The organism is Scytonema hofmannii PCC 7110, assembly GCF_000346485.2.
GTDB lineage: Bacteria > Cyanobacteriota > Cyanobacteriia > Cyanobacteriales > Nostocaceae > Scytonema > Scytonema hofmannii.
In genome coordinates this window covers 10322366-10345278 of the sequence record NZ_KQ976354.1, presented here as the reverse complement: position 1 = coordinate 10345278, position 22913 = coordinate 10322366, and the positions used below count along the sequence as shown (strand labels likewise).

The 22913-nt window shown below is 42.6% G+C and carries 10 protein-coding genes; all 10 read left to right on the top strand.

The annotated features are described in order from the left end of the window. Positions 1-20: 20 nt before the first annotated feature. The 10 genes from WA1_RS43620 to panP all read left to right on the top strand — a co-directional run bounded on the left by WA1_RS43620 (position 21) and on the right by panP (position 22792). Positions 21-884 carry a 3-hydroxyacyl-CoA dehydrogenase family protein gene (locus WA1_RS43620; protein WP_017744624.1) on the top strand — a complete coding sequence of 288 codons (864 nt, stop codon included), beginning with the start codon at positions 21-23 and terminating at the stop codon, positions 882-884. 299 nt (positions 885-1183) lie between these two features. Further along, positions 1184-2134, top strand: a complete 951-nt coding sequence (locus WA1_RS43615) for a CmcI family methyltransferase (protein ID WP_017744623.1) — start codon at positions 1184-1186, stop codon at positions 2132-2134. Between the two features lie 292 nt (positions 2135-2426). Continuing rightward, entirely contained in the window at positions 2427-2678 is a 252-nt protein-coding gene (locus WA1_RS43610; RefSeq protein WP_017744621.1) for an acyl carrier protein, read from the top strand. Positions 2679-2723: 45 nt separating this feature from the next. Beyond that, the gene (locus WA1_RS43605) at positions 2724-3908 is read left to right on the top strand and encodes an acyl-CoA dehydrogenase family protein (protein WP_017744620.1); all 1185 of its coding nucleotides are present in this window, start codon (positions 2724-2726) and stop codon (positions 3906-3908) included. Positions 3909-3912: 4 nt separating this feature from the next. Beyond that, the gene (locus WA1_RS43600; RefSeq protein ID WP_026134792.1) at positions 3913-4983 is read left to right on the top strand and encodes an HAD-IIIC family phosphatase; all 1071 of its coding nucleotides are present in this window, start codon (positions 3913-3915) and stop codon (positions 4981-4983) included. Positions 4984-5021: 38 nt separating this feature from the next. Continuing rightward, the gene (locus tag WA1_RS43595; RefSeq protein WP_017744618.1) at positions 5022-11585 is read left to right on the top strand and encodes a non-ribosomal peptide synthetase; all 6564 of its coding nucleotides are present in this window, start codon (positions 5022-5024) and stop codon (positions 11583-11585) included. Positions 11586-11587: 2 nt separating this feature from the next. Continuing rightward, on the top strand, positions 11588-16276 hold the full coding sequence (locus tag WA1_RS43590) for a type I polyketide synthase (RefSeq protein ID WP_017744617.1): 4689 nt from the start codon (positions 11588-11590) through the stop codon (positions 16274-16276). Positions 16277-16409: 133 nt separating this feature from the next. After that, positions 16410-17480 carry an LLM class flavin-dependent oxidoreductase gene (locus WA1_RS43585; protein WP_017744616.1) on the top strand — a complete coding sequence of 357 codons (1071 nt, stop codon included), beginning with the start codon at positions 16410-16412 and terminating at the stop codon, positions 17478-17480. 156 nt (positions 17481-17636) lie between these two features. Continuing rightward, complete coding sequence (locus WA1_RS43580; RefSeq protein ID WP_017744615.1) at positions 17637-20984, top strand: non-ribosomal peptide synthetase; 3348 nt, start codon at positions 17637-17639, stop codon at positions 20982-20984. Positions 20985-21118: 134 nt separating this feature from the next. Next, a complete protein-coding gene (gene panP / locus WA1_RS43575; RefSeq protein WP_017744614.1) occupies positions 21119-22792 on the top strand; it encodes a pyridoxal-dependent aspartate 1-decarboxylase PanP in 1674 nt (557 codons plus the stop codon). The last annotated feature ends 121 nt before the right edge of the window (positions 22793-22913 follow it).

The following is a 22913-nucleotide window of genomic DNA, read 5'->3' as shown; positions in this document are numbered from 1 at the left end:
GTCGTTTGAGAAGAAAAATCATGAAAATTCAAGTTGTCGGTGTAGTCGGAGCGGGTGTCATGGGAATTGGGGTAGCCCAAAACCTCTCCCAAACTGGTCATCAAGTGATTTTAGTAGATATTTCCGAAGACATTTTGGAGAATGCTAAGAAGGAAATCAGAAATAATGTCCGTTTTCAAGGTTTTTTTCAGAAAAACCAGCAAGCAGAAAGCCCTGACAATATTCTGCATCGAATTAAATTTTCGACAAATTATAAATTTCTTGAATCTGCAGAATTTGTGATTGAAAATGCCACGGAAAAGTGGGATATTAAAAAAGGGATATACGCACAGCTTGATGCGATTTGTCCAGAGAAGACTGTATTTGCAGCCAATACTTCTGCTATTTCTATTACTCGCATTGCTTCAGTTACTAAGCGTGCTGACAAAGTTATTGGTATGCATTTTATGAACCCAGTACCAATGAAGCCGATGGTGGAAATGATTCGCGGGTATCACACCAGTGATGATGCGATCGCAACAGCCAAAGAATTGTTGGCGCAGATGGGTAAAGAATGCATTCTTGTTAACGACTCGCCCGGTTTTGTCTCTAACCGCGTGCTAATGTTGACGATTAATGAAGCCATTTTCTTGCTACAAGATCGAGTTGCTTCCGTAGAAGAAGTGGATAAAATTTTCACATCCTGCTTTGGACACAAAATGGGACCACTCGAAACTGCTGACTTGATTGGTTTAGACACTATTCTATTCTCCATCGAAGTTTTATATGAAAGCTTCAATGACAGCAAATACAGACCCTGTCCGTTGCTGAAAAAAATGGTAGATGCAGGGTTGTATGGTCGCAAAAATGGACAAGGTTTTTATACTTACAGTGGAGCCACTTGAAATCAGAGATTACCCTTTTTCTCACCAAAGATTATCTAGCGAATGGCTTTCAAGTATTACCAAGGGCGTTGGGTCTTTGAGCATACACTTGCATGGCTTGGTCGCGATCGCCATCTAAGTAAGGGTTACGAATATTTTCCTTAAACGAGTAAAACCATGATCTATGCCGCTATAAAGCATCTAATGTTACGTCGGTTAGCCTCTAGTCATCGTTGCTCAACTGCTTAAAATTTATTTTTTAAATACCTTCTTAGTTGCAATGCTTAAAATGACGAGTTTTGACGATATCTAAGGTTAGTATGAATACCGAATACCAAGATTATACTCTCGAACAGCAACCCGCCATCCCGGATAACCTACCAGTACTGCTAGAGGGAAATGAACTTAAAGAAGCTACAAATCGATTAGCACAAGAAGTCCAAGCAAAAATAAGACAGCGTCAACAGGAAGTACCTACGGCCTTTGATTATTATTTAGATATTTTAATAGAACAACTGCACCAGTTGGACAAAGATCTACCTTGGGAAGAGAGTAGTAAGCACCTAAGCGGTACAGAGGGAGAACGACTGAGGCAAGGGCTTCAGCAGCTACGGCTCTTTTTAAGCAGACGAAGTCAGGGGCGTTTTGTCAGTTTCCACGAGCGATTCACCACGCCGGAAATTGCACTGGGTATGATGACCGATATAGGTCTTTACGAGCCTGCTATGAGTCAAGGAGTAGCAGAGTGTATGCAGTGGAAAGGTATGCCTCTTTTTAAGACCGCGTTTGATTTTAACATCTACACTATGATGCTGTGGGACATCAAACCAAGAACCATCATTGAGCTTGGTTCCGGAGTAGGATCGAGCGCGATATGGCTAGCAGATCTTATGAAGATATTTGAGATCCAGGGTCACATTTTCTCCGTTGATTTGAAGAAGCTAGAATTGCAGCATAACGGCGTCAGCTTTATACAAGGAGATTGCAATCAAATAGAGGAAGTATTCGCTGAGGATTTTTTGAGAAACGCACCTCACCCGTGGCTGTTCATTGAAGATGCCCATGTCAATGTTCATGGAGTTTTATGTCATTTTCATCGCTACTTTAAACAAGGTGACTACGTAGTAATTGAGGAGAGTTTATTTCAAAAAGACGCAATCGGGAGGTTTTTGATGAAATATCCTGATTGCTACAAAATTGACACGTACTATACCGATTTTTTTGGTGGAAACATCACTTGTGCTATGGACTCAATTTTTGTTAGGAACTGATTACTGAACTGGGAGTGTTCCATAGACATCAATTTATTCGACAGCTCTCTTTTCACTACAGGCTAGAAATCTAGGGCTACACAAACAAAGCTCGCTTGTATGGACAAAGTTTTTATACCTACAATAGAGCTATTTGAAGAGATTACTCTTTTCCCACCCAAAAATATCTATGAATTAACTGTAGAATCCACTGAGAACATAGAGGAGATAAGGATCAGAGACAAGTAAGTTTAGAGCGGTTCGGGAGTCAAGAATTTTCCAGTTATCCTTAACGCGAAGGTGAATTGAAAAGATGAAAGAAATACAACCAACAATCAAGGAGTTCCTTGCACGGTTTTTCCGCAATCATAACTTGCAGCTAGATGAAGATATCTTTGCGCTTGGTTTTGTCAATTCTATGTTCGCCATGCAACTCGTCTTGTTTATCGAACAAGAATTTCAACTAACTATTGATAATGAAGACCTAGAATTTGATAACTTCAGATCTATAAATGCTATGACTCGTTTGATTGAACGTAAGACAGCTTTAGTTGCACAAAAATGAGTAACAGATAAAAAGTTCAATCCATTTCAACATTTAAGTAGTAAGATGAAAATAGAGTTAACAACTCAACAAAAAGATGCTCAAGCTGAATTTAGAGCTTTCGTAGACGAAGAGGTTATACCTTACGCAAATTCCTATGACCAAGAAGAGCGTACCCCGACAAAGCTAATTGAAAATTTAGCTCAACTCGGATATTTGGGTGCTGTATTACCCAAAGAATTTGGTGGCATAGCTATGGACATGATTACCTATGGTATTCTTAACGAAGAAATTGGACGGGGATGTTCTTCACTACGGAGTTTGCTCACAGTTCACTGTATGGTTACTTATGCTCTTTCTAAATGGGGCAATAAGTATCAGAAAGAGTATTGGCTGCCAAAGTTAGCGTCTGGTGAGAAAATAGCTGCTTTCGCCTTAAGTGAACCTAACGTAGGTAGCGATGCCAAAAGTATAGAAACCACGGCGACAGTTTCTGGTGACTCTTATATCTTAAATGGACACAAAAAATGGATTACTTACGGACAAATAGCCGATATCTTTTTGGTGTTTGCTCAATGTTCGGGTAAACCTTCTGCTTTTTTAGTAGAAAAAAACAGCCCAGGACTGACGATACAACCTATTTCTGGTATGTTGGGTGTTCGGGCTTCGATGTTAGCTGAGTTGCAATTTCAAGATTGTCGAATTCCCCAGGAAAATCTGGTAGGTAAGTTAGGTTTTGGTTTCTCCTACGTAGCTTCTTCTGCACTTGATTATGGAAGATACAGTGTAGCATGGGGTTCTGTAGGTATCGCTCAAGCCTGTTTAGAAGCCTGTATTCACTACACAAATGAACGAAAGCAGTTCGGTGTTTATCTCAAAGAACACCAATTGATTCGGCAAATTATAACTGAGATGATAGCCAATGTGAAAGCAGCAAGATTACTGTGCTATCAAGCTGGTTATCTTAAAGAGATTGGCGATCCAAACTCAATCGTAGAGACTTCAATTGCCAAATATTTTGCGTCCACAACAGCAACCAAAATTGCAAATGATACTGTACAAATCCACGGTGCCAATGGTTGCACCAGTGAATATTCTGTTGCCAGGTATTTGCGAGATGCCAAAATTATGGAAATCATTGAAGGAAGCACGCAAATACAACAAATAACCATTGCTGATTACGGTTATCAGGAGTATATGTCACCATCCGCTTCCACCGTGATTTATCAAAACTTACTGGTAAGGACGTGAAAACATGATGAGTACAAAAGCTGAGCTATCAAATAATAAACTAGCGGATAAAAAAGCTATCAAATGTGTAGTTTGGGATTTGGATAACACTCTTTGGGATGGTGTATTATTAGAGGACAATCGTGTTGATTTGCGAAACCAGGTAGTTGATATTATCAAAACCCTAGACAGTCGAGGTATTTTGCAGTCTATTGCTAGTAAAAATGATTATGCTAGAGCGATCGCACAACTCCAAGAGTTTGGTTTGCACGAATATTTTCTCTATCCCCAAATCAATTGGAACTCGAAATCTAGTTCTATTCAGGAAATTGCTAAGTCCCTCAATCTTGGGATCGACACCTTTACCTTTATAGATGACCAGTTATTTGAACTAGAAGAAGTTAATTTTTCACTCCCTGAAGTACTCTGTGTTAATACCACTGAACTGACGCATCTGCTAGATCTGCCAGAAATGAATCCTCGTTTTATTACAGAGGATTCAAAATTAAGAAGACTAATGTATCTTAGTGATATAGAGCGAAATCAATCAGAAAAAGAATTTGTTGGAACTCAAGAAGAATTTTTAGCGACACTCAATATGTCTTTTACTATCTCTTATGCCAAAGAGGAGGATTTACAGCGAGCCGAAGAATTAACAGTACGAACAAATCAATTAAATACAACAGGTTATACATACTCCTATGATGAGCTGAATTATTTTCGGCAATCCGATAAGTATAAACTACTCATTGCAAGTTTAGACGATAAGTATGGCAGTTATGGTAAAATTGGGTTGGCTCTTGTGGAATGCCAAGAGTTGGTGTGGACTGTAAAACTTTTGCTGATGTCTTGCCGCGTTATGTCCAGAGGTGTCGGCACAATTTTGTTGAACTATATTATGACATTGGCGAAAAACAACAACGTTCGTTTGCGTGCTGAATTTGTTTCAAACAATCGCAATCGCATGATGTATGTCTCTTATAAGTTTGCAGGGTTTCAGGAAACAGAGAAGATAGAAGATTTGTTATTTTTAGAAAATAATCTAACACGAATTCAACCTTTTCCTGATTATGTGAAGGTCAAAATTATCGATTAAGAAGCATTGTTAGTTCACATAGTTTGATAGGGGAGATTATGGACAGAAAAAAAGATGAAATTTCGGAACGACGCTCGAAATTATCAGCCAATAAACGGGCGATTCTGGAAAAGCGACTGCGGGGTGAAGTTAGCTTTCGCTCTCAATTAGAGGTTATTTCAAAACGTTCCCAAACAAGTCCTGCGCCCCTATCCTTTGCCCAACAACGCTTGTGGTTTCTCTATCAGTTAGATTCCAGTAGTCCATATTATAATGAGCTAGCATGCGTACAGCTAACAGGTGAGCTAAAGGTGGTAGCTCTAGAGCAGTGTCTTAATGAAATTGTGCGACGCCATGAAGCTCTACGCACCACCTTTGAGATAGTGGAAGGACAGCCCGCTCAGGTCATTCACCCTACTGTAAGTATGGTGCTACCTGTGGTGAATCTACGCGAGTTGCCAGAAGCATTGCGAGAAGCTAAACTCGAGCAGCTAACAACAGAGATAGCTCAAAAACCCTTTGACTTGACATCTGGTCCGTTGCTGCGAGCTATGCTGCTACAAACAGGTGTGCATGAACACTTGCTGCTCTTTGCAATCCACCATATTGCCGTTGATGGCTGGTCGATAGGAGTGCTGATCCGGGAGATAGCAGCACTTTATGAAGCTTTTTCTACGAAGAAGGCATCCCCACTCCCTGAACTCCCGATTCATTACGCAGACTTTGCTATCTGGCAGCTTCAGTGGATGCAAGGGGAACTACAAAAGACGCAGCTTTCTTATTGGAAGCAACAATTGGCAGGCGCTTCAACGTTGGCGCTCCCCACAGATCGTCCACGACCCCCAGTCCAAAGCTTCCGAGGTGCAGTTGCCTCTTTTACACTATCACCGCGCCTTACCGATATGCTTAGATCTCTAAGTAGTCGGGAGGGGGTAACCCTGTTTATGACGATACTAGCAGCGTTTCAAATCCTACTGTATCGCTATACAGGTCAAGAAGACATCTGCGTTGGCTCCCCAATTGCTAACCGCAACCAAGTTGAGATTCAGGATCTGATTGGGTTGTTTGTCAATACCCTTGTGCTGCGTACTGACCTTTCTGGTAACCCAAGTTTCTTAAAGTTGCTAAGTAGAGTGCGTGAAATGTGCGTGAGTGCATACGCAAATGCAGATATACCTTTCGAGCAATTGGTGGAAGAACTTCAACCGGAGAGAAATCTCAGCCATATGCCCTTGTTCCAGGTAATGTTTGCCTTGCAGGAAAACTCTCAGAAGGATTTAACACTGCCCGGTTTAACTCTAAGTTGGCTCCCAAGGCACACTCAAACTGCTAAGTTTGATTTGACCCTCTACCTAGTCGATGCAGAGCCAGAATTGACGGGGTTGTTAGAATATAATACTGATTTGTTTGCTGCCGAAACCATAACTCGGATGGTAGAGCATTTCCGTACTTTACTTGAGGGCATTGTTGCCGATCCACAGCAGAGGCTGTCAGAGTTACCGATGTTGACAGCAACTGAGCTGCATCGGCAACTAGTGGAGTGGAATGATACTTCTGCTAATTATCCTGCAAATGTGTGTATTCACCAGCTGTTTGAAGCTCAAGTAGAACGCACGTCTGACTCAGTAGCAGTAGTGTTAGAGGAAGAACAACTAACTTACTCTGAACTCAATGCAAGAGCAAATCAACTGGCACATTACCTGCGAGCGATCGGAGTAGGACCAGAGGTTCTGGTGGGGATTTGCACAGAGCGATCGCTCGACATGGTCATCGGGCTGTTAGGCATTCTCAAAGTGGGTGGCGCTTATGTACCCCTTGACCCCACTTATCCCCAAGAGCGATTAAGTTTTATACTAGAAGAGACTAAGGTGCCAGTACTGCTGACTCAGCAACAGTTGGTGGAGCAACTTCCTGAACACAAAGCACAAGTGGTTTGCTGGGACACAGACTGGAATATAATTGCTCAACAAAGCCAAGATAATCCCGTCAATATTTCAAAAGCTGATAACCTAGCTTACGTCATCTACACCTCAGGCTCAACGGGTCAGCCCAAAGGTGTTTTTGGTCTGCATAGGGGTGCGGTTAATCGCTTTCACTGGATGTGGCAGAATTATCCTTTTGTGCAGGGAGAAATTTGTTGCCAGAAAACATCCTTAAACTTTGTGGATTCAGTATGGGAAATTTTTGGACCCTTACTCCAAGGGATACCCACAGTCATTGTACCGGATGACATCCTAAAAGATCCACAACAGTTCGTGACAAATCTTGCTCACAAAAATGTGACACGATTAGTACTTGTTCCCTCTTTGCTGGGTGCATTGTTGAATACACATAACGATCTACAGTTACAGCTACCCCAATTGAAGTTGTGGATTAGCAGTGGCGAAGCACTCTCAATTGATCTGCTTGTCCAATTTAGACAGAATTTGCCACATAGCATCTTGTTAAACCTTTACGGTTCGTCGGAAGTATCTGCGGATGTCACTTGTTATAGCCTCAATCCCCATGCACCTTTGCCTGAGCGCGTTTTAATTGGTCGCCCGATAGCTAATACTCAGATGTACATAGTGGATGCAAAAAGACAACCTGTTCCTATTGGTGTACTGGGCGAAGTGTACATCGGTGGGGATGGACTAGCACGTGGTTATTTAAACCGCCCTGAACAGACTGCAGAAAAGTTTATTCCCAACCCCTTTAGTAACAATTCAGCAGCGCGTTTGTACAAAACAGGAGATATAGCACGCTATCTGCCCAACGGAGAGATAGAGTACATTGGTCGCATGGACTACCAGGTGAAAATTCGTGGTTTCCGCATCGAACTTGGAGAAATTGAAGCAGCCATCAACCAGCATCCAGCAGTCCGAGAAACCGTAGTTATCGTGAGAGAGGATGAAGCACATTCTCAAAGTTTAGTAGCCTATATCGTCCTGCACTCAGAGCAAACACTGACAATTCCTGAACTGCGGTGTTTTTTGAAGTCTAAGCTGCCAAACTACATGGTGCCAGCAATTTTTGTGATGCTAGAGTCACTACCACTTACACCTAATGGTAAAATAGATCGTAAAGCACTAAGAGCACCCGAGGCGACACAGCTATTAGCTGAATCAGATTTTGTCGCTCCTTCCACACCAATTGAGCAGATGTTAGCCTTAATCTGGGCAGAGGTACTTGGCATTGAAAAAATAGGCATTCACAATAACTTTTTTGAATTAGGTGGGCACTCCTTATTAGCGACTCGCGTGATTTCCCAAGTGCGGAAAGTCTTTCAGCAAGAGCTTCCTTTACGTCGCTTATTTGAACAACCAACAATAGCTGGGCTAGCTAAAGAAATCGAAAAAGCCACCAAGACAAGTAATGGACTGGAAGCAGTAACTATTGAGCGGATTTCACGAAAGCAAGAGTTACCTCTATCCTTTTCTCAACATAGGTTATGGTTCCTTGCCCATTTAGAACCAAATAGTCCCTTCTACAATATTCCTGCTGCTGTCCGTCTACAGGGACAATTAAACCTAGGGGCATTACAAAAAAGTTTCAACGAAATTGTACGCCGTCATGAAGCTTTGCGAAGCAATTTCCAGACAATAGAAGGGCAACCCGTGGCAGTTATCTCATCAGTTACACCGCTGATGTTGCCCGTAGTTGATATCAGTGAATTATCTTCCCATCAACAAGAAGTCGAAATTAGAAAACAGGCATTAGCAGAAGCGCAACATCCTTTTGACCTCAACAGTGACCCCCTGCTGCGTGTGAAACTCTTACGCCAAAGTAATCAAGAACACATAATATTACTGACAATGCACCACATTGTCTCTGACGGTTGGTCGATAAGCATATTGGTGCGTGAGTTGGCAAAACTTTATCCAGCCTTCTGCGATCGGCAACCCTCACTATTAGCTGAACTGCCAATCCAATATGTAGACTTTGCAGCTTGGCAGCGAAAATGGCTACAAGCAGACGTATTACAATCCCAGATATCTTACTGGCGAAAGCAGTTAGAGAGCGCACCAAGAGTACTGGAGTTACCAACTGACTACCCGCGTCCTGCTGTTCAGACTTTTCAGGGTGCCAGCTATTTATTTAACCTATCTCAAGATCTCTCTCTAGCTCTGAATAAACTCAGCCAGCAGAACGGATGCACTTTATTTATGACGCTACTAGCAGCTTTCCAAACTCTGCTATGGCGCTATACGGGTAGCGAGGATATTGTGGTAGGATCGCCGATAGCTAACCGCAACCGCACGGAGATAGAAGGGTTAATTGGTTTTTTTGCCAATACCTTGGTACTGCGAACTAATCTAGCAGGTAATCCCACCTTTAAGGAGTTACTTACTCGTGTGCGGGAAGTAGCGCTAGGAGCCTACGCTCACCAAGATTTGCCTTTTGAGCAGTTGGTAGAGGAATTGCAACCACAGCGTTCTTTAAGCCACGCCCCACTATTTCAAGTGATGTTTGTGCTCCAGAATGCACCGATGTCGGCGTTAGAGTTGCCTGGTTTAACGTTGAGTCCCATCGCAACTGAGAGCCGTACTGCTAAGTTTGATTTGACCCTAGACATGACAGAAACAGCACAGGGACTAGTTGGCACTCTAGAGTACAATACCGATTTATTCGAGTCAAGCACTATTAGCCGGATGGCAGGGCATTTACAAACTTTGCTCTGTGCAATCGTTGCCAATTCACAGCAGCGTCTGTCGGAGTTACCGTTGTTAACCAATGCTGAGAAGGCACTGCTAGTGAAGTGGAATGATACTGAAACTGAGTATCCCCAACAACAATCCATTCATCAGTTATTTGAGGCTCAGGTAGAGCTGACACCTGATGCTGTAGCAGTGGTGTTTGAATTGCAGCAGTTAACCTACCGAGAACTCAACCAACGAGCAAATCAACTGGCGCACTACCTACAAGCGCTGGGAGTAAGACCAGAAGTACTGGTGGGAATTTGCACAGAGCGATCGCTCGACATGGTAGTTGGGCTATTAGGCATTCTCAAAGCGGGTGGCGCTTATGTACCCCTTGACCCCACTTATCCCCAAGAGCGATTAGCTTTTATACTAGAAAACGCCCAAGTACAAGTGTTGCTGACTCAAGCACAGCTTGTGGAGGCATTGCCCCAACACAAAGCCAAAGTCGTTTGTATAGATACTGATTGGCTCTCTATTGCCCATCAAAGTCAGGAAAATTCAGTCAGTGAGGTAACTAGTCACAACCTGGCTTATATCATCTACACCTCTGGTTCTACGGGTAAGCCCAAGGGTGTGCAAATTCCCCACGACGCTTTGAGCAACTTCTTGCACGCTATGCGGCAAAGACCAGGGTTAACTGAGCGTGATACCTTGCTGGCTGTCACCACTTATTCCTTTGATATTGCGGCGTTGGAACTTTTCTTGCCAATCATAGTGGGTGCCCGTTTAGTAGTTACGAGTCGGGAAGTTGCCTCGGACGGAACGCAGTTGTCAGCAAAATTGACTCACTCAAATGCTACGGTTATGCAAGCTACACCAGCTACTTGGCAGTTACTTCTGGCAGCAGGCTGGTCTGGGAACCATCAATTGAAAATTCTTTGTGGCGGAGAAGCCTTACCAAAACAGCTAGCCCATCAGTTACTCAATCGGTGTAACTCGGTGTGGAATATGTATGGTCCTACGGAAACCACCATTTGGTCAGCAGCTGGTATAGTAGAAACTGACAGCAGCATTGTGCCAATTAGTCACCCGATTGCTAACACACAATTCTATATCCTGGATCGACACGGTCAGATAGTTCCTGTTGGAGTACCTGGAGAACTGCACATAGGTGGGGATGGACTAGCTCGTGGCTACGTAAACCGCCCGGAACTAACAGCAGAAAAATTTATCCCCAACCCCTTTAGTAACAAATCGGCAGCGCGCTTGTACAAAACTGGGGATTTAGCTCGCTATCTGCCCAATGGAGAGATAGAGTACATTAGTCGTATTGACCACCAGGTCAAAATCCGTGGTTTCCGCATCGAACTTGGAGAGATTGAAGCACGACTCACTCAACATCCCACTGTTCGAGAGGCTGTAGTTGTCGTGAGAGAGGATGTACTTGGGGACAAACGGCTAGTGGCTTATGTGGTGTCTGAACAGGAGTTCACTTCTACACTCAGTCAGCTACGGAGTTTCTTAAAGGAGAAATTGCCCGATTATATGATGCCTGCTGCCTTTGTACCCATGAAGGCTCTACCATTAACACCCAATGGCAAGGTGGATCGCCAAGCATTGCCAGTACCAGATGGTCTTCGCCCAGACTTGGAAGCAAATTACGTCAAACCACAAACTGATTTGGAAAAATCTATTGCTCATGTTTGGCAGAAGACACTCAAGGTAGAAAAAGTTGGTATTCACGATAACTTCTTTGAACTTGGTGGTCATTCATTATTGATGGTTCAGGTTCATAACCAACTCTGTCAAATATTCCCAGGCAATTTCTCAATGCTTGAACTATTTAGATATCCGACTATTAGCTCCTTAGCAGAGTTTCTCAATCAAGCTAACAAAAATGAACCACCATTTTTTCATCAAACTGATGTTAGAACCGAACAGTTAAAAGATGGTAAAGCTCGTATAAAACAATTTTTGACAATCAGTAAGAGAGTTAAATAAACATGAGTACTCCGGTAGCATTTAGTCGGAATGGTTTAGAAGTTGCTATTATTGGCATGGCAGGTCGTTTTCCAGGAGCCAAAAATATTGAGGAATTTTGGCAAAATTTACGAGATGGTGTAGAGTCAATAGTTTCTTTCACAGATGAAGAACTAATATCTTCAGGAATAGACCCTGACATGCTGAATGACCCTCAGTATGTAAGATCTGGAGCGCCATTAGAAGATGTAGAATTATTCGATGCTTCATTCTTTGGCTTCAATCCCAGAGAAGCAGAAATCATCGATCCCCAACAACGTCATTTCTTGGAGTGTGCTTGGCAAGCTCTGGAAAATGCTGGCTATGATTCTAAACAATACAAAGGTTTGGTTGGGGTTTATGCTGGCGCAGGTATGAACAGTTATGTGTTCAATCTTTATTCAAATCAAAATATTAAAAACTCTATTGATAATTATCAACTTTTCGTTGCAAGTGATAAAGATTTTCTAACCACACGGGTATCTTACAAATTAAATCTTGAGGGTCCTTCTATTGACATTCAAACGGCTTGTTCAACTTCATTAGTTGCTGTGCATTTAGCTTGTCGAAGTTTACTAAGTGGTGAATGTGATATTGCCTTGGCTGGTGGCGTTGCAATCAGTTCGTCACGGAAAACAGGATACTTATATCGAGAAGGGGGAATTTTATCCCCTGACGGACACTGCCGTACCTTTGATGCTAATGCACAAGGAACTGTTAGCGGTGAGGGTGTGGGCATTGTGGTTTTGAAGCGATTAGAAGAGGCAATTATCGATGGCGACTGTATTCATGCTGTCATCAAAGGTTCAGCTATCAATAACGATGGCGCTCTCAAAGTTAGCTACACGGCACCCCGTATAGATACTCAAGCTCATGTGATTAAAGCGGCTCAAGTTATCGCTGAGGTTGACCCCGAGACAATCACTTATGTTGAGGCACATGGAACTGGAACATCCTTGGGAGATCCTATTGAAATCGCTGCACTGACACAAGCATTTCATGCTAGTACCCAGAAGAAAAGTTTTTGTGCCATCGGTTCAGTCAAGACGAACATTGGACACCTAGATACTACAGCAGGCGTTGCAAGCTTAATCAAGACTGTTTTAGCCCTCGAACATAAGCAAATACCGCCTAGCTTGCACTTTGAGCAGTCCAATCCTCAGATTGATTTCGACAACAGCCCCTTCTACGTAAATACAGCACTTTCAGAGTGGAAAACCAACGGCACTCCCCGCCGTGCTGGAGTTAGTTCGTTTGGCATTGGTGGAACAAATGCCCATGTGATACTCGAAGAAGCGCCAGATGTTGAAACCTCCAGTCCTTCTCGCCCTTGGCAGTTGTTGCTGCTTTCTGCAAAAACTGACTCGGCACTGGAAACTGCAACGACAAATCTAATTACCCACCTCAAGCAGCATCCCGACTTAAACCTGGCTGATGTAGCATATACCCTTCAGGTCGGGCGTCGAGCATTTGACCATCGCCGAATGCTAGTATGCCAGAACTTTGACGATGCAGTGAAAGTCTTAGAGACAAAAGACTCACAACGAGTTTTCACTCACTTTCAGGAACCGTGCAATCGACAAGTTGTGTTTATGTTTCCCGGTCAAGGTGCCCAGTATGTAGAGATGGGTCGAGAATTATACGAAACTGAACCAATTTTCCAGGAACAGGTCGATCGCTGTTGTCAGTTACTCAAATCTCTTCTGGGCATTGATTTGTGTACTATTCTGTATCCTAGCAAAGGACAAACAGAAACAGCAGCACAGCAATTACAACAAACTTATATAACTCAGCCAGCGCTGTTTGTCATTGAGTATGCCTTGGCTCAGTTATGGGTGTCGTGGGGCATATCTCCTGCAGCAATGATTGGTCATAGCATAGGAGAGTATGTAGCAGCTTGCCTAGCGGGTGTATTCTCCTTAGAAGACGCTTTAGAACTGGTAGCTGCTCGTGGAAGACTAATGCAACAACTTCCATTAGGTGCTATGCTTTCCGTTCCACTTTCTGAGGAGGAAATACAACCTTGGCTGACTCAGGAACTCACTCTGGCTGGAATTAACGCACCATCTTTATGTGTTGTATCGGGTTCTGAAGAAGCGATCGCCAACTTGCAAACTCTTTTAACACAACAAGGTGTAGAATGCCGTCGATTGCATACTTCTCATGCCTTTCATTCCCACATGATGGATTCCATCCTGGAACCATTTACTAAGCAAGTTGAAAAAGTTAATTTAAATCCTCCTCAAATTCCTTTTATCTCTAACTTGACAGGAACCTGGATAACGGCTAACGAAGCAACTAATCCAAGCTACTGGGCAAGACATCTACGACAAACAGTACGCTTTGCTACAGGCATTGCTGAGTTAATAAAAGAATCAGAGCACATATTGCTGGAAGTTGGTCCTGGGCGGACGTTAAGTACTTTTGCAAAACAACAGACTAATGAATCGATGGTGTTTAGTTCAATGCGCCATCCAAAAGACCAACAGTCTGATGTGGCATTTTTACTCAACACCTTAGGACGACTTTGGCTAGCAGGAGTGCCAGTGAATTGGTATGGTTTTTATGCTGCAGAGCACCGTCATCGTCTTCCATTGCCAACTTATCCTTTTGAGCGCCAGCGTTATTGGATTGAAGCACAAAAAACAGAAGACACCAGTCCTCGTCACATCAAACTTAGCAAAAAACCAAATATTGCTGACTGGTTTTACCTTCCTACCTGGAAACAAGCCAAGTTACTTGAACCTTTTCAGGGGACAAAGTTTTTAAAGCAAAAGCAGTGCTGGCTAATTTTTGTTGACTCATGTCAATTGGGTTCTCAAATTGCTCAACGACTGGAGCAAGAAGGTCAAGAAGTCATTACTGTAACGGTGGGAGAAGAATTTGCTCAATTGAGTAAGCATGCCTACGCAATTAATCCCCAAAAACGGGATGACTATGATGCCCTGTTCCAAACACTGCGTACAATAGATAAAATTCCACAATTTATTGTTCATTTTTGGGGCGTCACAGCAAACACTCAACCCCAAAATCAAACACTGTTTGAACAAACACGATCGGCAATTTCCAGCTTTGAAAAATATCAAACTCTTGGTTTTTACAGTTTACTTTTTATAGCACAAGCACTTAGCAAACAAAATGTGACAAACCCTCTCCAACTGATAGTCGTGACTAACAACGTTCACGATGCGATCGGACAAGAGGAGTTGATTCCAGAAAAAGGGACTGTATTAGGACCGTGTAAGGTAATTCCACAAGAGTACCCAAATATTACCTGTCGTAACATCGATATCTTTACTCCTGAATTAATAACTTTCCAAGAAAAACAACTTATAAACCAACTCGTGGCAGAACTAGCAGCACAGCCATCGGACTTGGTTGTTGCTTACCGTGGCGATCGCAGATGGGAACAAACTTTTGAATCTGCACAATTGAAAGAAGTTGAAGAAGCAACAACTAGACTAAGGAAAGGAGGCGTTTACCTTATCGCAGGCGATCTTGTGGGAAGTCTTGGCTTAGTGTTCGCAGAGAATTTAGCTCAGACAGTGCAAGCTAAGCTGGTCTTGATTGGGAATATAGGGCTTCCCCAGAGAAATGAATGGTCTCAATGGCTTGCAACTCATGAAGAGCAAGACACCATCAGTCGCCACATCAAAAAAATACTTGAATTAGAACAGTTAGGTGTAGAGTTGCTCATGATAGAAGCTGATGTTGCAAATGTTGAACAAATGCAAGCAGCAATCGCTCGGGCATATGAGTACTTTGGTCAGATTCATGGGGTGTTCTATGCAACACCAATGAGTAACGAAAAGTCAGCTTTCTCTATTCAAGAGATTAGTCGAACTGAAAGTGAATTGCAATTCAACTCAAAAGTTTACGGACTCTATGTCCTAGAAAAAGTTTTGCAAGGTAAAGAGCTTGATTTTTATTTGTTGCAATCTTCATTATCATCTATGCTAGGAGGACTCGGACTTGTTGCTTATTCAGCAGCCAATCTCTTCATTGATGCCTTTGTAAACAAACGCAATCAAACAAGCTCCGTTCCCTGGTTCAGTGTGAACTGGGATGCTGTAAAATACGAAGAGAAGCAAGAAAAAGATACTGCCTTGGGAGCAACTTTAGCTGAATTAGCAATGACACCCAAAGAAGCATGGAATGTTTCTCAGCGTATTTTATCAATAGGTTCAGCAAGTCAATTTATTGTTTCGCCAGGAGATTTACAAATTAGGCTCAACACGTGGATAAAGCATGAAGCTCCACAAAACGCAGGTAATTCTCAAGATTTAAACACAGGAGATTCTCTCTCACAGCACTCAAGACCAAAACTGCAAACTACTTATGTAGCTCCTAGCAATGAAATTGAGAAAACAATAGCAAACATCTGGCAAGAACTTCTTGGCGTTGAACAAATTGGCATTCACGATAACTTTTTTGAGTTAGGAGGACACTCCTTACTGGCTGTTCAAGTAACTTCACGCCTGCGAGAAATTTTTCAAGTAGAATTGCCTCTACAAAGCATTCTTTTTGATGCTCCCACCGTGGCTGGACTTGCTGCTGTCATCGCTGAAAATGAACCCAAACAAGAAGAACTTCAAGAAATTGCGGCTTTATTACAAGAGGTAAGAAACCTTTCACCAGAAGAGATTCAACAAGAGCTTGTTAAAGACTTTTAGTTTAGTCGAGCGTCATTTGTTAGTGGTTAGTAGAACAACTAACCACTAACCACTAACCACTAACATTGACTTGAACTTTAATCGTGCCAACTTACGCAAGATAATTGCTTAGCACAATTTAGGGAGTTAAGAAATGGAATTTAGCTTATATTATTTTTCCGGTGATGGATCTACAACTCACGCAAACAAGTATAATCTATTAATAGAAAGTGCTAAGTTTGCAGATCGAAATGGGTTTGCAGCAGTTTGGACTCCTGAACGGCACTTTCACCCGTTTGGAGGACTTTATCCCAACCCATCTTTAACAAGTGCAGCGTTGGCGATGGTAACTGAGCGAATTCAATTACGTGCCGGTAGTGTTGTCATGCCACTTCATAATCCAGTACGTGTGGCTGAAGAATGGTCTATGGTTGATAATCTTTCAAATGGTAGAGTTGCCCTTGCTTTTGCCTCAGGTTGGACAGTAGATGACTTTGTACTTTCTTGCGAAAGTCATGCCAACCGCAAAGAAACCATGTGGCGTGGAATCCAAACAGTCCAGAAACTTTGGGAAAGTGAACAAGTTGAACTCAAAGATGTAACTGGAAAAGCTTTCAATGTAAAGACGTTTCCACGACCAATACAGCGTAAGCTCCCTACTTGGATTGTTTGTCAATCAAACGCAACATTTATTGAAGCTGGCAAAATAGGTGCTAACATATTAACCTCTCTACTGGGAGGGACTCTAGAAGAGGTAGCGCCACAGATAGCACTGTATCGTGAATCTTTAGCAAAACACGGTCATAACCCTAAAGCAGCCAAGGTAGCAATGATGATACATACCTTTGTAGGAGAAGACTTTAACACCGTAAAAGAACAAGCGAGGGAACCTTTTTGCAATTACTTGAAGACACATATTGATCTACTTGAAAATCTGGCAAGGAATGCTGGTATCAAGGTAAATTTAGAAAAATTTACAGAAGCAGATATCAATAGTCTTTTACGGTTTGCCTATGAAGGTTGGCTAAAAGGAAGAACTCTAATTGGGTCAAAAACAACTTGTATGCAAATGATTGAGCGTCTGAAGCAAGCTAGTGTTGATGAAGTTGCTTGTCTTATTGACTTCAACCCAAACTTTGATGCTGTGATGGCAAGTTTACCTTATCTCAAAGAGTTGAAAGATATGTGTATCCTAGAGAAACAAAAAATGGTATCACTTAGCTAATAAAACCAGAGATTGAAGCTGAACGGGAGTGCGTGCGCGGAATATGCATTAATGAATAGCTGGTATTGAAATACCACGTTTAAAAGCAACTCCCTATAAGTTAGCTGCTCTTGATAGCCAATTTTTTTAAGTATTAATTATTGTGGAAACATACCAATGAGTGATTTTTCTCAACAACTTGCTGCTCTTTCTCCAGAGCAACGGATGCTATTTGAGAAGCGGCTCAAGCAGAGGAGCTTAACCCCTCTAAAAACTTCAGAAATATCTAAAAGAAAAGAGCAAAATGAGTTACCTTTGTCCTTTGCTCAACAACGGCTATGGTTTTTCCAGCAATTAAACCCTGACAACAGTGCTTACAATGTTTTTAGCGCCTTACGTCTTGAGGGTCAGCTTAATGTAGCATTGCTAGCAAAAGTATTTACAGAAATTGTCAGGCGTCATGAAAGCTTACGGACAACTTTTATTACCAATTCAGAGGGACAACCAATTCAGGCAATTGCTTCAGCCCAGCCCATCACATTACCAATAGTCGATCTCAAGGAAGCGCCTAACAAAGAGCAAGAAGTTCAACGGCTTGCTATTACGGAAGCTCAGCAACCCTTTGACCTCACCAAACCATTACTGCGAATAACTCTCTTACAGTTGGAACAGACAGAGTATGTGCTGCTGTTAACAATGCATCACATCGTATCTGACCGCTGGTCTTTGGGGGTATTTGTTCGGGAAATGAAAGCCCTTTACGAAGCTTTTTCTCGCAAGCAACCTTCTCCACTACCCGAACTGCCGATCCAATATGCAGACTGGGCAATTTGGCAGCAAGAATATTTGCAAGGAACAGTTTTGTCAGCGCAGATGGCTTACTGGAAGCAGCAACTTGCTAACCTTCCTGTTTTAGAACTGCCTACCGACAGACCACGACCAGCTGTTGCAACTTATCAAGGAGCAAAACAGTCTTTTGAGTTATCTAAAGGTCTATCCGATGCACTCAAAGCTTTGAGCGCGAAGGAAAGGGTAACACTATTTACATTATTATTAGCCGCATTTAATGTCTTACTATATAAATATACTTACCAGAATGACATTGTCGTAGGTACAGATATTGCCAATCGCAATCGAGTCGAGACCGAGGGATTAATTGGTTTTTTGATCAACACCTTGGTATTGCGTACTAACTTGTCTGGAAATCCCACTTTTCGCTCCTTACTCAGTCGGGTACGTGAGGTGACTCTGGGAGCTTATGACCATCAAGACCTCTCGTTTGATAAACTAGTAGATGTATTGAATCCAGAGCGAAATCTGAGCCAAATGGTACCCCTATTTCAGGTCAAATTCGATCTGCAATCGGCACAAGTGGAACCATTGGAGCTTTTGGATCTAACTGTGACTCCCTTAGTGTTGGACAATGGGACAGCAAAATTTGAGTTACGCTTCAACCTACAGGAAACAAATCGAGGAATAAAAGGACTGGTAGAGTACAGTACCGATCTGTTCGATGCCACTACCATAAATCGGATGGTAAAGCATTTTCAGACCTTGCTTGAGGGCATTATCGCCAATCCGGAGCAGCGGCTTTCGGAGTTACCACTGTTAACAGAACCCGAGCAGCAAACTTTGCTAGTGGAGTGGAATAATACTCAAATTAACTATTCCCAACAATGCATCCATCAGTTATTTGAGGCTCAGGTTGAATGCACACCTGATGCTACTGCTGTGGTCTTTGAAGATGAGCAGCTAACCTACCGAGAATTAAACGCAAGAGCCAATCAACTGGCGCACTACTTGCGAAAGCTAGGTGTAGAACCAGAGGTATTGGTGGGAATTTGTGTAGAGCGATCGCTCGACATGGTCATCGGGCTATTAGGCATTCTCAAAGCGGGTGGCGCTTATGTACCCCTTGACCCCACTTATCCCCAAGAGCGATTAGCTTTTATACTAGAAAACGCCCAAGTACAAGTGCTGCTGACTCAAGCGCAACTGATGGAGGCAATCCCCCAACACAAAGCCAAAGTCGTTTGTATAGATACCGATTGGCTCTCTATTGCCCAACACAGCAAGGAAAACGCAGTCACTCAGGTCACTGCTAACAACCTGGCCTATGTTATTTATACCTCTGGTTCTACGGGCAAGCCCAAGGGTGTGCAAATTCCCCACGGCGCTTTGAACAACTTCTTGCACGCTATGCGGCAAACGCCAGGGCTAACCGAGCTTGATACCTTGTTAGCTGTCACCACCTATTCCTTTGATATTGCCGCGTTGGAACTTTTCCTGCCTATCATAGTCGGTGCTTGTCTAGTAGTCACAAGCCGGGAAGTTGCCTCGGACGGAACGCAGTTGTCAGCAAAATTGACTCACTCAAATGCTACAGTCATGCAAGCCACACCAGCTACATGGCAGCTACTTCTGGCCGCAGGCTGGGCTGGGAATCATCAATTGAAAATCCTCTGTGGCGGCGAAGCTTTACCAAAACACCTCGCCAATGAATTACTCAATCGGCATGACTCGGTGTGGAATATGTATGGTCCTACGGAAACCACCATTTGGTCAGCAGCCTGCTTGGTAAAAACTGACAGCACTGTTGCGCCAATTAGTCACCCGATTGCTAACACACAATTCTATATCCTAGACCAACACGCTCAATTAGTTCCTGTTGGAGTACCTGGAGAACTGCACATAGGTGGGGATGGACTAGCACGTGGCTACCTAAACCGCCCCGAACTGACAGCAGAAAAATTTATCCCCAACCCCTTTAATAACAAATCAGCCTCCCGCCTGTACAAAACAGGAGATTTAGCCCGCTATCTACCCAATGGAGAGATAGAGTACATTGGACGAATCGACCACCAGGTCAAAGTCCGTGGCTTCCGCATCGAGCTTGGAGAGATTGAAGCACTTATCAGTCAACATCCAGCAGTCAGAGAAACTGTAGTTGACGTTCGCGAAGATTCAGCTTCTTCTCAACGTTTAGTAGCATATGCCGTCTTGCATACAGAGCAAACACTGACGATTACTGAACTACGAGTCTTTTTGGAGTCCAAGCTGCCAAATTATATGATACCAACAGCTTTTGTGGTGCTAGATAAACTACCCCTGACACCTAATGGCAAGGTTAATCGTAAGGTATTGCCAGTACCTAACCAAATACGTCCCGAATTGGAAGTAGTTTATCAACCACCCCAAACTGAAGTAGAACACACTATTGCTAATACTTGGCAAGAAGTACTTCTTGTTAAGGACGTAGGAATCCATGATAATTTCTTTGACCTCGGCGGTCATTCATTACTCTTAATTCAGGTTCATAACAAGTTGCAAAAAATATTTCAGCGAAATTTTCCCTTAGTTGAAATGTTTCAATATCCAAGCGTAAGTCATTTAGCTAGATATCTCAGTCAGGAGTCAAGCGAACAACTATCTTTTACACAACATTCTCATCGACCTGAAAGTAGGACAGCTTCAGTACAGCGCCGAAAACAAGCCAGGAAAGAACATCGAGCAACGACAAAGTAAAAAGGTATTTCGTCTCAATAAAGGGAGACAAGGTAATCAGTCACATAAAAATTGACGAAATTCACCTCAAACACTAAGTTCTGACTGCTGAAGGCGGAATATTTATTAGAAAAAAATTATTTCAAGGAGACAAGATGACATTAAGCAAACAAGAAATGCCAAACCAAAATTACTTGTGTGAAACTGAGCAAACATTGCATTATGAGATTGAAGAACAAGTGATGCAATTGTTTGCTTCATCTAGTCAAACGACATCTATTGAAGACAAAATAGATAATATTATTCACGATCTATCTCAAGAATTTTTAAGTACAGTTAATGCTAACACTGACATTGATATAAACTCCTTATTAGGAAAATTTTGTGAGAGTAAAATACCTCTTGAACCTGCTAATTTTGAAAGCTATCTCCAAGATCTAGGCAAAAATGTTATTACTCATTCAATACACACATCTTCGCCACAGTTTATCGGTCACATGACCTCGGCGCTTCCTTGTTTTGTACGTCCTTTAGCTAAACTGATGACGGCAATGAACCAAAACGCCGTCAAAATAGAGACTGCTAAAGCCCTAAGCTTTTGTGAACGTGAATCTTTGGCGATGTTGCATCGACTGATTTACAACTTTTCTGATAATTTCTATGTTCAGCACATTCAAAACAACTCCAGTACGCTGGGAATCTTAGTTTCTGGCGGGACAGTAGCAAATATCACGGCTCTGTGGTGTGCTCGAAATGCGGCTTTGGGACCGAAAGATGGGTTTGGTGGCATAGAAAAAGAAGGCTTAGCCGCAGCCCTAGATTTCTACGGCTACAAAGGAGCAGTAATTATTGGCTCTGAGTTGATGCATTTCTCTTTTGATAAAGCCGCAGATTTAATGGGTATCAGTACGCATGGTTTGATCAGAGTCCCTACGGACTGCAACAATCGAGTTGACATACAGGCACTGCGCCAAGCTGTTATAGAATGTCGTGCCCAAAACCAGCTTATTATTGGTATTGTAGGCGTTGCTGGCACCACAGACTCAGGTGGTGTGGATTCGCTCTCCGAGATTGCAGACATTGCACAGGAAGCTCATGTTCATTTTCACGTAGATGCTGCTTGGGGTGGACCGCTCATTTTTTCCGAACAACATCGGCATAAGCTTGCTGGTATCGAACGGGCTGATTCAGTAACCATTGATGGACATAAACAACTATACCTGCCAATGGGCATCGGTATGGTCTTTATGCGCGATCCGCACATGGCGGAAGCAATTGAAAAGCAAGCAAGCTACACCATGCGTAAGGGGTCATTCGATTTAGGTAAACGCGCTTTAGAAGGTTCTCGACCTGGTATGGCTTTATTCTTACACGCTGGGCTAAATTTGCTTGGACTTAAGGGATATGAATTTTTGATTGATGAAGGAATTCGGAAAACTCAATATATGGCAGATCGTATCTGTATGATGCCTGAGTTTCAGTTGTTAGCAGAACCTGATACTAACCTGCTTCTCTATCGCTATATTCCGGAACCGTTGAGAGAGCTTGTTGCCAAAAAGCAGTTGACCGAAATTGACAATCAACTCATCGATCAATTTAATGAACGCTTGCAGAAAATTCAGCGCCAAATTGGTCGTACTTTTATCTCGCGAACGACAAAAACAACCGTTAGCTTTGGTAAAGAAATACCGATCATTGCCCTACGTGCAGTGATTGCCAACCCGCTAACTACCGAAGAAGATATTGACGCAGTTTTAAATGACCAAATTCAAATTGCTTCTCAATTTGAAATTTCAAATTTTCTAGAAGCTATTGAGAAATCAGTCTAGTCTTCGCGAACACAACAGCTTACTTTTTCAGATGTAGGGCTTATGCAAAAACTGTCATAAATCTTGTTGAATTAATCACGGATTACAGACAAGAGATAACATAAAGATGAGAACGCATAAG

Bases quoted from the DNA above. Each gene is read 5' to 3' on its own strand.
- WA1_RS43620 (WP_017744624.1), top strand. From the start codon at position 21: ATGAAAATTCAAGTTGTCGGTGTAGTCGGAGCGGGTGTCATGGGAATT.
- WA1_RS43615 (WP_017744623.1), top strand. From the start codon at position 1,184: ATGAATACCGAATACCAAGATTATACTCTCGAACAGCAACCCGCCATC.
- WA1_RS43610 (WP_017744621.1), top strand. From the start codon at position 2,427: ATGAAAGAAATACAACCAACAATCAAGGAGTTCCTTGCACGGTTTTTC.
- WA1_RS43605 (WP_017744620.1), top strand. From the start codon at position 2,724: ATGAAAATAGAGTTAACAACTCAACAAAAAGATGCTCAAGCTGAATTT.
- WA1_RS43600 (WP_026134792.1), top strand. From the start codon at position 3,913: ATGATGAGTACAAAAGCTGAGCTATCAAATAATAAACTAGCGGATAAA.
- WA1_RS43595 (WP_017744618.1), top strand. From the start codon at position 5,022: ATGGACAGAAAAAAAGATGAAATTTCGGAACGACGCTCGAAATTATCA.
- WA1_RS43590 (WP_017744617.1), top strand. From the start codon at position 11,588: ATGAGTACTCCGGTAGCATTTAGTCGGAATGGTTTAGAAGTTGCTATT.
- WA1_RS43585 (WP_017744616.1), top strand. From the start codon at position 16,410: ATGGAATTTAGCTTATATTATTTTTCCGGTGATGGATCTACAACTCAC.
- WA1_RS43580 (WP_017744615.1), top strand. From the start codon at position 17,637: ATGAGTGATTTTTCTCAACAACTTGCTGCTCTTTCTCCAGAGCAACGG.
- panP (WP_017744614.1), top strand. From the start codon at position 21,119: ATGACATTAAGCAAACAAGAAATGCCAAACCAAAATTACTTGTGTGAA.